A 14,920-nucleotide genomic window follows, 5' to 3' on the forward strand; every position below is an offset into this window, starting at 1 on the left:
CGGGGCGGGCACCAGACGGCGTCAGGTATGCCCGCGTTCGGTGAGAACGACCGGCTCGGTGCACCCTGACCTGTGGAAAACGCCTGTGGAGAGGGCGGTCGGCGGAGGGGCCAGGGCGGAACGGGGGGGACCTGGAGCGGATTCAAATGACCTCACTGATACAGGTTCATCCCCGGGAACGAGCCGGTTGCGCCACGCCGCATGCCGTGTCGTGTCCATACACAGGTTGTGGACGACGATGTGGAGAACCATCGCGACGAGGCCCCTCAGTCGCTCGGTGGCCGGGGACCACATCACCAGCCGCATCAGCCGCGACGCACCTCCAGCACGCGGGGAGCAGCACCACCCGCAAACCGTACCGAACTGCCCGAGGAGCCCCCGTGTCCAACCTCCGCGCCGACTCCGTCGCCGGTCTGCCGTTCGGGGACGAACCTTCGGGTGACCCGGACCTGGCCGCGGTGTGGAGCCAGGCCGTCGCCGGGGTCGCCGACGGCACGCTGTCCGCCCAGCAGCGTGCCTGGCTGCGGCTGACCCGCCCCCTCGGGCTCGTCCAGGACACGGCTCTGCTGGCCGCGCCGAACGAGTTCACCAAGGATCTCCTCGACTCGCGCCTGCGCCCCTTCTTGTCCACAGCGTTGTCCACAGCCTATGGGCGGGAGATCAGGGTCGCGGTCACCGTCGAACACCTGCCCGATCCGGAACCGATGAGCGGACCGATCCGGATCGTACGGCCGGTGGACGCCAGAGGCGACACCGCACCGGGTCAGGGCTCGGGCCCCGCTTCCGGTTCGGCGTTGAACGCGGGTGCCGGATCGGGATCGACCGACACCGCCGCAACCCCGGTGCCGGGGGCGAGACCGGGCTCGTCGGCGGCCCCGGCATCAGCCGCTCCGGCACCGGCACCGGCACCGACGGCACTGGTGAACGGCGAACTGCCCTTCCCCGACGCCACCGAGGGAACACCACCGGTACGGGTCAGCGCGGGTCTCGGACGCGATGCGGCGCCGCACGAGACCGAACCGGCCCAGGCCCGGCTAAACCCCCGCTACATTTTCGAGACGTTCGTCATCGGCGACAGCAACCGGTTCCCCCACGCGGCAGCGGTGGCCGTCGCCGAGGCACCCGCGAAGGCCTACAACCCGCTTTTCATCTACGGGGACTCCGGGCTCGGCAAGACTCACCTTCTGCACGCGATCGGCCACTACGCACTCAAGCTCTACCCGAACATGCGGGTGAAGTACGTGAGCTCCGAGGAGTTCACCAACGACTTCATCAACTCGATCCGGGACGACCGCCAGCAGGCGTTCCAGCGGCGCTACCGTGACATCGACGTCCTGCTCGTCGACGACATCCAGTTCCTGGAGAACAAGGAGCGGACGCAGGAGGAGTTCTTCCACACCTTCAACGTCCTGCACGACGGCGAGAAGCAGATCGTGATCAGCTCCGACCGCTCGCCCAAGCAGCTCTCGGCCCTGGAGGACCGGCTGCGCAGCCGCTTCGAGTGGGGACTGATGACCGACATCACCCCGCCCGACCTCGAGACGCGCATCGCCATCCTGTCGAAGAAGGCGGCCACGGAGCGCCTGCCGGTACCTCCGGACGTCCTCGAATACATCGCCACGCACATCGAGCGCAACATCCGTGAGCTGGAGGGGGCGCTGATCCGGGTCGCGGCCTTCGCAAGCCTGAACAAGTCCCACGTCGACCGCACGCTCGCCGAGATCGTGCTGCGTGATCTCATCCCCGATGCCGGCAATCCCGACATCACGGCCGCCGCAATCATGAACGCAACGGCGGCGTACTTCGGCGTCTCGATGGAGGACCTGTGCGGCACCTCACGTAGCCGCGTGCTGGTCACCGCCCGTCAGATCGCGATGTACCTGTGCCGGGAGCTGACCGACCTGTCGCTACCGAAGATCGGCCAGCACTTCGGGGGTCGGGATCACACGACGGTCATGCATGCCGACCGCAAGATCCGCGGTCTGATGGCGGAACGACGCGCGATCTACAACCAGGTCACCGAGCTGACGAACCGCATCCGTCTGCAGGCCCGGCAGGCCTAGCGCCGCTGCCCGCTGCCACCGCCCACCGCCGGGCAGCACGATTCCTCCTATTCCCCCCGGCCGGAACGGTCCTGCGGACCGATGGCTGCCGCCCGACGGCGGGGCGTGACGCCTCGCCGGGTGTCACACATGGCGCATGGACCGGACGCCGCGGGGCAGGACTCCCCCGAACGACCACGGACAACCACGGACAACCGGGGACAACCGCACCGAGCCCACTGGGTGGTTCCGCCCACAGCTTGTGGAAAACGTTGTGGACAGCCTGCGGTCGGAACGGTGGAGTGGCAGTGGACAGCCTGTGGACAACTCGGGGAAGGCCTGTGGAGGGACAACGTGGTCCTTGTGGACGCAGATCGGGCCTGGGGATAACCACTGCGCGCATGCACAGATCCACCCACAAGATTTGCACCGGCCGACAACCCCTCTGACCTGCGGAAACAGTGGTTATCCCCAGTATCCACACCCCCTACTACTACGACCAAATAGATTTTTCTAAGAATGATCAAAAGCTCTTAGTACTAGGGGGTGTGGACAACGGCTCGAGCCCGGATCCGAGCGATCTACGTGCCGCGGCTGGACCCCAGGCAAGCGCCCGGAGCGCGGCCGACCGCTCGTCGGCGTCTGCTGGCACTCTGAGATGCTGGTCGGTGTTCCCTGCGGGGTGACTCCGAACAACCGGAGGGAACGACAGGAGGCCTAACCATGAAGTTCCGGGTGGAACGGGACGAATTCACCGAAGCGGTCGCCTGGACCGCACGCACGTTGCCGAGCCGGCCGACCACCCAGTTGCAGGTGCTCTCGGGCCTGCTCCTCGACGCGACCGGACCGATGCTCAAGATCGCCGCGTACGACTACGAGGTGGCCGCCCAGTGCACGGTGCACGCGACCGTGTCGGAGGAGGGGCGCAGGCTCGTCAACGGCAAACTGCTCGCGGAGATCACCCGGGCGCTGCCCGCGGCACCGATCGATCTGGGCATCGACGGCACCCGTTTGGTGATCACTTGTGGCAATGCTCGGTTCGCGTTGCCGATGCTGCCGGTGGACGACTACCCAGCCCTTCCGGCCATGCCCCCGATCACGGGGCACATCGAGGGATCCGCGTTCGCTGCGGCGGTCTCACAGGTGGCGATCGCGGCCGGTCGTGACGACACGCTGCCGGTCCTTACCGGGGTCCGCCTCGAGATCGAGGGGGACACCCTCACCCTCGCCGCGACCGACCGTTACCGGCTCGCCGTGCGGACGCTGAAGTGGCGGCCGTCGGAAACAGCCGCCGGGCTCGGTGTGGGCGGTGTGACCGGTGCGGACAGCCCCCCGCCCACACCGGTCACGGTCGCCCTCGTGCCGGCCCGCACCTTGCTCGACACCGCGAAGTCGTTGTCGGGTTCAGGGGTGGAGGTGTCCATCGCGCTCGGGGCGGGGCCCTCCGGCGAGACGTTGGCCGGTTTCGCCGGCTCGACCCGGCAGACGACGACCCGGTTGCTCGACGGAAGCTTCCCGCCCTACCGCAAGCTGTTGCCGGACAGCTCGCCGTTGATCGCGCAGCTGGAGATCGCCCCGTTGCAGGAGGCTGTCAAACGGGTGGCGCTGGTCGCTGCGAAGACCGCACCAGTGCAGCTGACGTTTTCCCCGGACCACCTCGTGCTGGAGGCTGGAACGGGCGGTGAGGCGCAGGCGACGGAGACCCTCCCGGTGACCTACGATGGGCCGGAGCTGTCTGTGGCGTTCAACCCGTCGTACCTGCTCGACGCGCTCGGGGCGCTGGAGTCGGACGTCGTACGGGTCGGTTTCGCCAGCGCGGAGGACCCGGCGGTGGCGGCGAACAAGCCGGCGATCCTGACCGGGAAGGCCGACGACGACGGCGAGGTCCCCGACTACCGGTACCTGCTGATGCCGATCCGCCTGCACGGGTGACGTGCACCTCACGCACCTGTCCCTCGTCGACTTCCGGTCCTACCCAGCCCTTGACCTAACGCTAGGTCCGGGAGTGGCCACCTTCGTGGGTGGTAACGGCCAGGGGAAGACCAACGTGATCGAGGCGATCAGCTATGTCGCCACGCTGGCCAGCCACCGGGTCGCCGGGGACGCTCCGCTGGTCCGTGACGGCGCGTCTCGGGCGGTCATCCGCGCCAGGATCGTCCGGGGTGACCGGGCCGCGCTGGTAGAGATCGAGATCGTTCCGGGAAAGGCGAACCGGGCCCGGTTGAACCGGGCTCCCGTCGCCCGGCCGCGTGACATCGTCGGTCTGCTGTGCACCGTGCTGTTCGCCCCGGAGGACCTGGCCCTGGTGAAGGGGGATCCGGCGCAGCGTCGTCAGTTCCTCGACGAGCTGCTGATCGCCCGGACCCCGAGGATGGCCGCGGTCCTCGCCGACTACGACCGGGTCCTCAAACAACGATCGACCCTGCTACGCACCGCCGGGACGGCCCGGCGAGCCGGGGGGCAGGGAGATCTGCGTACCCTCGACGTCTGGGACGGGTACCTGGCCACGCATGGCGCCGAGGTGCTGGCCGCGCGGTTGGCACTCGTCGATGCGTTGCGGCCGGCCGTGGCCGCGGCGTACGAGGCCGTCGCCGGCGCCGAGTCCGCCACCGCGCTGGACTACCGTTCCAGCGTCACCCTCCCGGACACCTTGCCTGCACCCGGTCCACCGGGCCAGCCAGAGCAGCCGGGCGCAGGTCGGCCGAGTCCGGCGGCACCGGATCGGACCATGCTGGCGGAGGCGATTCGCGCCGATCTGGAGGCCGCCCGGCCGCGGGAGGTCGAACGGGGGATGACGCTGGTCGGTCCGCACCGCGACGATCTGCTCTTGTCAATCAACGGGCTCCCGGCCCGCGGCTACGCGAGTCACGGCGAGTCTTGGTCCCTCGCCCTCGCGCTCAAGCTGGCCTCGTTCGACCTGCTGCGTGCCGATGACCGCGAGCCGGTCCTGCTCCTGGACGACGTTTTCGCCGAACTGGACACGCGTCGCCGCGGTCGGCTCGCGGAACTCGTCGCCTCCGCGGAGCAGGTACTGGTCACAGCCGCGGTCGAAACCGACGTTCCCACGGAGCTGACCGGGGTGCGGTACGCCGTCGCCGACGGAGAGGTCCAGCATGCCCACTGAGCGCCCAGACCCCCGGGACCATCCCACCGCGCCCGGGCGGTCCCGGGGAGGGGCCGGGCTCCGAGGGAAGACCGAGGGGCCGGACGGCACCGCAGCCCGCGGAGCGGACCTGGCGCGGGAGATCCTCGCCCAGGCCAAACGGGACGCGCGGGAGCGTGGGCGTGGGCGGGGACGGGGGGGCGCCGGCCACACCGCCCGCCACCCGGCCGGACCCGGCCCTGGTTGCGGTGGCGGGATGCCAGGTGCTGACGGCGGCACGTGGGCCGATGAGGAGGCATCCGCCGGCGCCACCGGGACGGGCGGTCCGTGGGGCCCGGGCTCTCGGGCCCGCCTCGGTGCCCGGCGGGCCGACTCGTCGGACGACCAGGTGCCCCGCCGGCCGCGGATGCCGGGCATCGCACCGCCCGGCCGGGAATGGCGCGAACCGGTCGTTTTCGGGACGGCGATCAACCGGCTGCTGGCGGCCCGTGGCTGGAAGGCTCAGGCGAGCGATGCGAACGTCCTGGCCCGATGGGATGTCATCGTCGGGCCGGACATCGCCGACCACTGCACCCCGGTGTCCCTGCGTGACGGAGAGCTGGAACTTGTCGCGGAGTCGACGGCCTGGGCGACCCAGCTGCGCATGCTGTCCCGGCAGCTCCTCGGCATCCTGCACCGGGAGCTCGGTCCACACGTGGTCCGCCGGATCGTCGTGCGTGGACCGACGGCGCCGTCCTGGCGGCACGGGTCCATCCGAACCGGCGGTCGAGGACCCCGTGACACCTACGGCTGAGACCGGCGTTCGGCTGGCGCCCGCCTGACGCTCCCTACGTTCTCCAGTAGCCCCGGTGCTCCAGGCGCCCCTTGGCGCCTGGAGCGTGCCTGTGGTATCCGTCGGGGCGACTGGGGTGATCATGACGGTTCCGCGGGGTCGCGGTGCCGGTGACAGTCGTGGAGGCGCGCCAAGGCGGTCGGGGGAGTCGGTCCGGTAGGGGGGGTTGGCCATCCCCATGTGCGTGGCGCTGCGCAGACGTCAGGGGGCTCCCTGCGTCCGCTATGGCGGGTTGCCGGGTAGACTGGTGGATACTTCCGCCCAGAACGAGGGGACCCGCCGCGTGGCCTACGATGCAAGTTCGATCAAGGTTCTCGAAGGTCTTGACGCGGTCCGCAAGCGTCCTGGTATGTACATCGGCTCCACTGGAGAGCGTGGACTGCATCATCTCGTCTACGAGGTCGTGGACAACGCGGTGGACGAGGCGCTCGCCGGTTACTGCGACACCATCACCGTGACGCTGCTTGCCGACGGCGGGGTGCGGGTCACCGACAACGGCCGCGGCATTCCCGTCGGCATGCATCCCACCGAGAAGCGGCCCGCCGTCGAGGTCGTGCTGACCACCCTGCACGCCGGCGGGAAGTTCGACGGCAAATCGTATGCGGTGTCCGGCGGGCTGCACGGAGTCGGCGTCAGCGTGGTCAACGCGCTGTCCACCCGGCTCGACGTGGAGATCCAGCGGGAGGGGCACGTCTGGTTCCAGCCGTACGTGGCGACCCGCCCGGACAAGCCGCTGGCCAAGACCGGTACCACCCGCAAGACCGGGACGTCGGTCACCTTCTGGGCGGATCCGACGATCTTCGAGACCACCGAGTACAAGTACGAGACGCTCGCCCGCCGCCTGCAGGAGATGGCCTTCCTCAACAAGGGGCTGTCGATCACGCTCGTCGACGAGCGTGACGAGGAACGCATGGCGGTCACCTACAAGTACGCCAACGGCCTGGTCGACTTCGTCGGTCACCTCAACGCCACGAAGGACACCATCCACCGCAGCGTGATCTCGCTGGAGTCGAAGGGCGTGGGCATCGAGGCCGAGCTCGCGATGCAGTGGAACGGCGGCTACACCGAGTCGGTCTACACCTTCGCGAACACCATCAACACCCACGAGGGCGGCACCCACGAGGAGGGCTTCCGGGCCGCGCTGACCAGCGCCGTCAACGCCTACGCCAAGGACCAGAACTTGCTCAAGCCGGTGAAGGCCGGGGCCAAGAACAGCGACGAGCGGCTCTCCGGCGACGACATCCGGGAGGGCCTTACCGCGATCATCTCGGTGAAGCTCGCGCAGCCGCAGTTCGAGGGCCAGACCAAGACCAAGCTCGGCAACACCGAGGCCAAGAAGTTCATCCAGGAGATGTGCTACTCGGCGCTCAAGGACTGGTTCGAGGTCAACCGCACCGAGGCTCGGGCTATCGTCAGCAAGGCGCTCGACGCCCAGCGGGCCCGCATCGCCGCCCGTCAGGCCCGCGATCTGACCCGGCGCAAGGGTCTGCTCGGCGGCACCGGTCTGCCGGGCAAGCTCGCCGACTGCCAGTACACCGATCCCGAGCGGTGCGAGCTGTACATCGTCGAGGGTGACTCGGCGGGTGGGTCGGCCAAGGGCGGTCGGGACTCGAAGTTCCAGGCGATCCTCCCGCTGCGAGGAAAGATCCTCAACGTCGAGAAGGCCCGCATCGACCGCGTCCTGAAGAACACCGAGGTCCAGGCCCTCATCCAGGCGCTGGGTACCGGCATCCACGACGATTTCGACATCGCGAAACTGCGCTACCACAAGATCGTATTGATGGCGGACGCCGACGTCGACGGCCAGCACATCCGGACCCTGCTGCTGACGCTGCTGTTCCGGTTCATGCGCCCGCTGGTCGAGGCCGGTCACGTGTTTCTGGCGCAGCCGCCGCTCTACAAGATCAAATGGGGTAGGGAGGACTGGGAGTACGCCTACTCCGACCGGGAGCGCGGCGGGCTGGTCGCCCGCGGGGTGGAGTCCGGGCGCAAGCTGCCCAAGGATGCCATCCAGCGCTTCAAGGGTCTCGGCGAGATGAACGCCACCGAGCTGTGGGACACCACCATGGACCCGGACCGGCGCATCCTGCTGCAGGTCACGCTCGACGACGCGGCGGTCGCCGACGAGTTGTTCTCCGTGCTCATGGGTGAGGATGTCGACGCGCGTCGCAGCTTCATCCAACGTAATGCCAAGGACGTGCGTTTCCTGGACATCTGACCCGGCCGTGTCGCGTGCCTCGGATCGGTCGTCGGGTGGCCCTCAGGTCGGTCCGGGCGCGGCGATCCCGACGGTCCGACCCGGCGAACGGAGGGCTCCGGATCCCACCCGCCGTCGGATCCCACCCGGCCCCGCTGCCCGGGGCGCCCGTCCCGCCCTGACGCCCTGACGACTGCTCCCACTGCCCTGGAAGGACCCCGTGGTCGACGTCCTACCTCCTCCCCCCGGCGACCGCATCGAGCCCATCGGCATCGAAGTCGAGATGCAGCGGTCGTATCTCGACTACGCCATGTCGGTCATCGTCGGCCGTGCGCTGCCGGAGGTACGCGACGGGCTCAAGCCCGTCCATCGCCGGGTCCTCTACGCCATGTACGACGGCGGCTACCGCCCCGACCGCGGGTACTTCAAGTGCTCCCGCGTGGTCGGGGACGTCATGGGTAACTACCACCCCCACGGCGACACGGCGATCTACGACACCCTCGTCCGGCTCGCGCAGGGCTGGTCGTTGCGCTACCCGCTGGTCGACGGGAACGGCAACTTCGGCTCGCCCGGCAACGATCCACCCGCCGCCATGCGGTACACCGAGGCGCGGATGGCGTCCTTGGCGATGGAGATGCTGCGTGACATCGACCAGGAGACGGTCGACTTCGCCCCGAACTACGATGGGCGTTCGCAGGAGCCGCTCGTTCTGCCCAGCCGGTTCCCGAACCTGCTCGTCAACGGCGCCGGCGGCATCGCGGTCGGCATGGCGACGAACATCCCGCCGCACAACCTGCGCGAGGTCGCGAAGGGCGTGCGGTGGGCGCTCGACCACCCGGACGCGAGCGACTCCGAATTGCTCGAGGCGCTGATCGGCATGATCAAGGGCCCGGACTTCCCGACCTCGGGGCTCATCGTCGGCCGTAACGGCATCGAGGAGGCCTACCGCACCGGCCGCGGCAGCATCCGGATGCGGGCGGTGGTGAACGTCGAGGAGAACAAGGGCCGCACCCAGCTCGTCGTCACCGAGCTGCCCTACCAGGTGAACCCGGACAACCTCGCCGAGAAGATCGCCGAACTGGTCCGGGACAACAGGGTCACCGGTATCGCCGACGTCCGGGACGAGACCTCGGCGCGCATCGGCCAGCGTCTGGTCATCGACCTCAAGCGCGACGCCGTCGCCAAGATCGTGCTCAACAACCTCTACAAGCACACCCAGCTTCAGGACACCTTCGGCGTCAACATGCTGGCGATCGTCGACGGCGTGCCGCGTACCCTGCGCCTCGACCAGATGGTCCGCTACTACGTCGAGCACCAGATCGACGTCATCGTCCGCCGGACCCGCTATCAGCTGCGCAAGGCCCGCGAGCGGCTGCACGTCCTGGACGGTCTGCTGATCGCGCTGGATCACCTCGACGAGGTCATCAACCTCATCCGCAACGCCGAGTCGGCGGACGTGGCCCGCGGCCAGCTGATGGAACGCTTCTCGCTGTCGGAGATCCAGGCCACCGCCATCCTCGACATGCAGCTGCGCCGGCTCGCCGCCCTGGAACGTCAGCGGATCATCGACGAGGCGGCCGAACTTCGCGCGAAGATCTCCGATCTGGAGGCGATCCTGGCCTCGCCGACCCGGCAGCGGCAGATCATCGGCGAGGAGCTCGCCGAGGTCGTCGAGAAGTTCGGCGACGAGCGGCGAACCCGTCTCGTCCCGTTCGAGGGCGACATGTCCATCGAGGACCTGATCGCCCAGGAGGACGTGGTCGTCACCGTCACCCGCGGCGGCTACGCGAAGCGCACCAAGACCGACCTCTACCGCTCGCAGCGCCGCGGCGGCAAGGGCGTGCAGGGCGCGGCGCTGCGCGAGGACGACATCGTCGAGCACTTCTTCGTCACGACCACCCACCACTGGCTGCTGTTCTTCACGAACAAGGGCCGGGTGTACCGGGCGAAGGCGCACGAGCTGCCCGAGCAGGCCAGGTCGGCCAAGGGCCAGCACGTCGCGAACATCCTGGCTTTCGGGCAGGATGAGCGGATCGCCGAGGTCATCGCGGTCAAGGACTACGAGGCCGCCCCCTACCTGGTCCTGGCGACCAAGCGCGGGCTGTGCAAGAAGACCGCGCTGCATGACTTCGACTCGAACCGGGCCGGTGGCCTGGTGGCGATCAACCTGCGCGACGACGACGAGCTGATCGCCGCCCGGCTCGTGGCGCCCGGCGACGATCTGCTCCTGGTCAGCCGCAACGCCCAGTCGATCCGGTTCCACGCCGACGACGAGCAGTTGCGGCCGATGGGCCGGGCGACCTCGGGTGTGATCGGTATGCGGTTCGATGCCGAGGACGAGCTGCTGTCCATGGACGTCGTCGTGCCGGGTACGACGGCGGATCTGCTCGTCGCCACCTCCGGTGGATACGCGAAGCGGACGCCGCTGGCCGAGTACCCGGTGCAGGGCCGTGGTGGCAAGGGCGTGCTGACCGCTAAGATCGTCTCGACTCGCGGTGGTCTGGTGGGGGCACTCGTCGTCGATCCCGACGACCAGCTCTACGCCATCGCCTCCAACGGAGGTGTATTGCGGACTGTTGCCAAGGATGTACGGCGGGCGCAGCGGCAGACCATGGGAGTCCGGCTCATCGATCTGGAGTCCGGCGTGCAGGTTGTCGGAGTCGCGCGTAATGCTGATGCGGAGGACACCGACGCCGGGCCCCAGGAAAGCTGAGAGCGAGCCCCGAGAGGCTGACGGTCTCGTGGTCGTGGCCACCCACGCCGAGAACGACGCCGCCCGAGGGGACGGGTGTGCGCGGGACCCGTGCACACCGTCAGGACCGAACCGGGAGAGTCCGTGAGTGACAGTCAGGAAGACCGGCCAGCCCGGTCGGCGGTCTACCGCGGCCCCTCCTCGGCCGCCGGGTCGGAGGGAGCGCGTGACACCGAGCAGTCCCGCCGGCCGAGCAGAGGGGACGGGGCCGGCCCGCGGTCCATGGTGAGACCCGCTTCCCCTGGTTCCTCCGGTGCTGGCGGCGCGGCCAGGGGCGCGGGTTCCTCCGGCCCGGGTTCCGCGGGTTCCGCCGGTGTTTCCGGTTCCGCCGGGCGTGATTCGGAAGCCGGTCGCCGGCCCGGCGCCGGGCCGGCGCCGGGACGCGCGGCGAACGCCGCGGGCCGCTCGTTGTCGCTGCGGGACGGCCGTGGGGGGGACGCCAGCGAGACGGTGAAGGTGCCCGCGGCCGGCGATGGGCCCGCGTCCGGTAATCCGTTCTTCCAGCGGCCCGGACGGTCCGGTCGGCCCGTGGATGAGCGGGAGGGCGGCCGCGGCCTGGCCGGAGGCGCGGCGGACTCGCTGCCGTCCTCCGCCGGGGGGCCGACGGGTTCGATTGGGTCGTCGAAGGCCTATCCGGCTGAACCCGGCTCGTCGGCGTCGGGTTTGGCGGCGCCCCGCTCCGGATCGGTCCCCGACGGGGCGAAGTCTCCCTTGTCCTCGCGGTCCTTGTCCACCTCCTCCGCGGGCGCGTCGGGCGCAGGTTCGTCGGGTGGCCCCTCCACGGGACGTGCCAGCGGAACGTCGTCGGTGTCCCCATCCGGGTCGGCTCGTACCGGGGCCGCTGGAACCCACTCCGACGAGGCGGGCTCGGCTACCCGGAAACTCGGCTCGGCCGCCGTATCGTCGCCGGCGAAGTCCCTCGGCCTGGCGCCACCCGGACCCGGTCGAGCCACGCCAGGGGGGCCGGCAGTTCGCGTGGAGCCCCCGGCCGAGCGGCCACAGGAGAACGACACCATCTCCCTGGTCCGCCCGCCCAGCATGACGAGGAGCCGTACCACGAATCCCGACAGGAACCGTGCCGCGCCCGAGCGCATGCCCGCCCCCGATCCGGTACGCCCCGCCGCGCCGGGCCCGGCGGGGGGCAGGTCCGGCGGTGCCGGCCCCACGGCGGCCTACGACCGGCCGCTCGCGGCGCCGGAGTCCGCGGGTACCGCCACGACGACGGGCGCTCTGAACAGCGTGACCACGACCTCCCCCGGCGCGCTCGACGACCAGCTCGAGCCGGTCTCCGCTGAGCGGGCGGGTGCCGGTCACTCTCCTGGCCGGTCCGGTCCCGGCTCGTCCGGTTCCGCCCGCCCGCCCGGTCAGGGCCGGCGGGCCAAGCTCAAGCTGTCCAAGGTCAATCCCCTCACGGTGACCCGGGTCAGCTTCGCGTTCTCCCTCTGCGTCTTTGTGGTTCTGCTCGTCGCGATCGCCGTGCTGTGGTTCGTCCTGAACTCGATCGGCGTGTTCGACAGCGTCTCCGACGCGGCCGACACCCTGACCGACAGCAGCAGCACCGACATCCGAGGATGGCTGTCGTTCGGCCGGGCAATGCAGATCAGCTTGCTCATCGGGGCAATCAACGTCATCCTCATGACCGCGCTGTCCACGCTCGGTGCCCTGCTCTACAACCTCTGCGCCGAGATGATCGGCGGCGTCGAGCTGACCCTGAGCGATCATTAGCTTGGAGGTGCGGCGGCGGTCCCACTCCTCCGCCGCCGTCCTGTATTCTTGCACTCGCAGCACGGACCTATAGCTCAGTCGGTTAGAGCGCTTCCCTGATAAGGAAGAGGCCGGTGGTTCAAGTCCACCTAGGTCCACGCGCTGGCCGGTCATGCTCGCCGCCCTGTGGGCGGCTTCGCCGTGGCCGTCATGCTGGCCGGGGGGCCAAGCCCCCCGAACCCCCCGCGTTGCGCCTTCGGAGCTCGCCGTGCCCAGCGGGGTGGTCGGGCCCCGGCGGCGAGGTCTGAGATCGGGGCCGGGTCGACGTGCTGCGCGAGGTCGAGGGCAACGCCACAGGGACGACCCCCGGCTGCATAAACCGTCCACCGGTGATCCGGGAAGATCCCCGCGCGTGCGGGGATGACGCCGCCGCAGCGGGCGTCAGGCTCGGCGGGTCGGGAAGATCCCCGCGTACGCGGGGACGACGAACCACCGGCCTCTTCCTTATCAGGGAAGCGCGGAAGATCCCCGCGCATGCGGGGACGACGGCATTCCGACGAACACCCCGTCCGCACCGACCGGAAGATCCCCGCGCATGCGGGGACGACACTTGCTGACCTGGGAATCTATCAGCGGAGCAGGCCAAAAAACTTCACTCCGCTAAGCCGGCCGTTGGCGGTCGGCAGGGTGCCAGACGTGGCGGCGGAACCCGTGTGCCTGTCAGTGTCCCGGCGACGGCATGGGCGGGCCGCCGGCACGACGGTCCGTACGCGCGGCCAGCGCACATAGCGCAGCCGGCGCAGACCGGGAAGCCTGCGCCACGTCAGGGAGCTGGCCGTGCCGGTCGCGCCGAGGCGGACACCGAGGCGGCGGACACCGAGGCGGGCACCGGGGTGTAGCGAAGCTTCTCTACCAGGATGGACAGCCGGCGGCCCGGTTTCTCCAGGACGACGTAGCTGATCCATCCACCGAGGACGCCGGCCGTGACCAGCAGGGCGGCCACCCACGGAAACGCCGACGGCGCATGACTGACCAGCCCGTGCCGGTCCAGCACTAGCAGCAGAATCGGCTCATGCCACAGGTACACGCTGTAGCTGATCATGCCGAGCCAGACGAATGCCGGGGTGGCGAAGAACCGGCACCACAGCGTGTCGCGGGGCGCCAGCACGGACGCGGCGAACAGCACACCGAAACCGATCGAATTCAGCGTGGAGAACGCCTCGAACGATGCCGCGGTGTGCCCCCGGACCATCGCGCCAGCGATGATGAGCCCGGCGGCGACGAACCGCAACGCACACGCGAGCGGGGCGGACAACGGCCGTTCCCGACCGCGCCGGACATAGAGAACCGCAGTGATCATTCCGAGGCCGAAGTTGCCGGCATAGTTCTGCGGCGAGAACCAGTACGCCCACTGGTCGTGCTGGGCCCGCACGATGTAGACCGCGTAGACGATCCAGACGGCGGACACCACGATCAGCAGGACCGGCGGCAGGCAGAGCCGCCGCCAGCGATGCGCCTCGGGTAGTCGATGGGTCTGCCGCCGCCGCAGCCAGCCGGCGACCAGGGCGAGGTAGAGATAGAAGTAGACCTCGACGGCCAGCGACCAGGCCGGGCCGATCGTGTAAAACACCCGTTTACTGTCGAAGACCTGGGTGAAGGTCAGGTGTTCGACCAGGTCGATCCAGTCGCCGGGCAGGCCGGGGTTGCGCGCCGCCCATACGATAATGAGCGCCGTGTAGTACAGCGGAAGAATCCGCAGCCCACGACGTATGAGCGTGTCTGTGGGTGACCGTTGGGTCCGGCCGGCCCTGACCCGGTTCACCATCGGCATATACAGCAGGAACCCGGAGACCAGGAAGAACCAACGGATCATCCCGTCGAAGGCGCCGAGGACCTGGCCGAGGAATGTACCCGCGTACGGCGTGTTGCCATTCCCGCGGCAGAACTGATAGGCGTGGAAAATGATCACCGAGATCGCCGCCACGCCGCGGAACCCGCCCAGGTCGACCAGCTCGAGCCTGGGATCGCCCACCGTCGTCTGCCGACGACCGCGGCGGTTTCCTCCGGTCTCTCCGGTGATACCTGCCTCCCCGGCCCGCGGCCGGGCCGAGGTCCGGACCGGCACCGTCGGCCGCTCCCTCGGTGGCGGTAACGGTGGTGGCGGCGGTGGCACCGGTGGCGGTGGGGGCTGCGCCCACCAGGACGGGAGAGCCGGCGCAGGCAGAACCCGGGACCTCGGCACGATGTTTCGAGGGTCGCCTGGTGTGGTCATGACCTGGCTCCGGGGTAA

The 14,920-nt window shown here is 69.4% G+C and carries 9 protein-coding genes and 1 tRNA gene; 8 read left to right on the plus strand and 2 right to left on the minus strand.

Annotated features, from left to right (window positions below; translation table 11 throughout):
* Positions 1–380 precede the first annotated feature (380 nt).
* From dnaA to gyrA, 6 genes are all read left to right on the plus strand, one after another.
* Positions 381–2,063, plus strand: a complete 1,683-nt coding sequence (dnaA, locus tag AC08OT_RS03725; protein WP_476593100.1) for a chromosomal replication initiator protein DnaA — start codon at positions 381–383, stop codon at positions 2,061–2,063.
* 702 nt (positions 2,064–2,765) lie between these two features.
* Complete coding sequence (dnaN, locus tag AC08OT_RS03730; RefSeq protein WP_476595069.1) at positions 2,766–3,974, plus strand: DNA polymerase III subunit beta; 1,209 nt, start codon at positions 2,766–2,768, stop codon at positions 3,972–3,974.
* Position 3,975: 1 nt separating this feature from the next.
* A complete protein-coding gene (gene recF, locus AC08OT_RS03735) occupies positions 3,976–5,166 on the plus strand; it encodes a DNA replication/repair protein RecF (RefSeq protein WP_476593102.1) in 1,191 nt (396 codons plus the stop codon).
* Positions 5,156–5,938 (plus strand): DciA family protein, encoded by a 783-nt coding sequence (locus AC08OT_RS03740; RefSeq protein ID WP_476593103.1) that lies wholly within the window; start codon positions 5,156–5,158, stop codon positions 5,936–5,938. The genes recF and AC08OT_RS03740 overlap by 11 nt, the downstream gene beginning before the upstream one ends.
* A gap of 322 nt (positions 5,939–6,260) precedes the next feature.
* Entirely contained in the window at positions 6,261–8,195 is a 1,935-nt protein-coding gene (gene gyrB / locus AC08OT_RS03745) for a DNA topoisomerase (ATP-hydrolyzing) subunit B (RefSeq protein ID WP_476602532.1), read from the plus strand.
* Between the two features lie 199 nt (positions 8,196–8,394).
* Positions 8,395–10,887, plus strand: a complete 2,493-nt coding sequence (gene gyrA / locus AC08OT_RS03750; protein ID WP_476594293.1) for a DNA gyrase subunit A — start codon at positions 8,395–8,397, stop codon at positions 10,885–10,887.
* 668 nt (positions 10,888–11,555) lie between these two features.
* On the opposite strand, the gene AC08OT_RS03755 is transcribed toward gyrA, so the two are convergent.
* The gene (locus tag AC08OT_RS03755; RefSeq protein WP_476602533.1) at positions 11,556–11,879 is read right to left on the minus strand and encodes a hypothetical protein; all 324 of its coding nucleotides are present in this window, start codon (positions 11,877–11,879) and stop codon (positions 11,556–11,558) included.
* 22 nt (positions 11,880–11,901) lie between these two features.
* Between AC08OT_RS03755 and AC08OT_RS03760 the strand changes: the two genes are divergently transcribed.
* Together AC08OT_RS03760 and AC08OT_RS03765 are read left to right on the plus strand one after the other, a co-directional pair.
* Positions 11,902–12,651, plus strand: a complete 750-nt coding sequence (locus AC08OT_RS03760; protein WP_476602534.1) for a DUF3566 domain-containing protein — start codon at positions 11,902–11,904, stop codon at positions 12,649–12,651.
* Positions 12,652–12,714: 63 nt separating this feature from the next.
* A tRNA-Ile gene (locus AC08OT_RS03765) sits at positions 12,715–12,788 on the plus strand.
* 665 nt (positions 12,789–13,453) lie between these two features.
* On the opposite strand, the gene AC08OT_RS03770 is transcribed toward AC08OT_RS03765, so the two are convergent.
* Positions 13,454–14,662, minus strand: a complete 1,209-nt coding sequence (locus AC08OT_RS03770; RefSeq protein ID WP_476594291.1) for an acyltransferase family protein — start codon at positions 14,660–14,662, stop codon at positions 13,454–13,456.
* Between the last annotated feature and the right edge of the window lie 258 nt (positions 14,663–14,920).

It is taken from the genome of Frankia sp. CgJB1, from assembly GCF_977947065.1.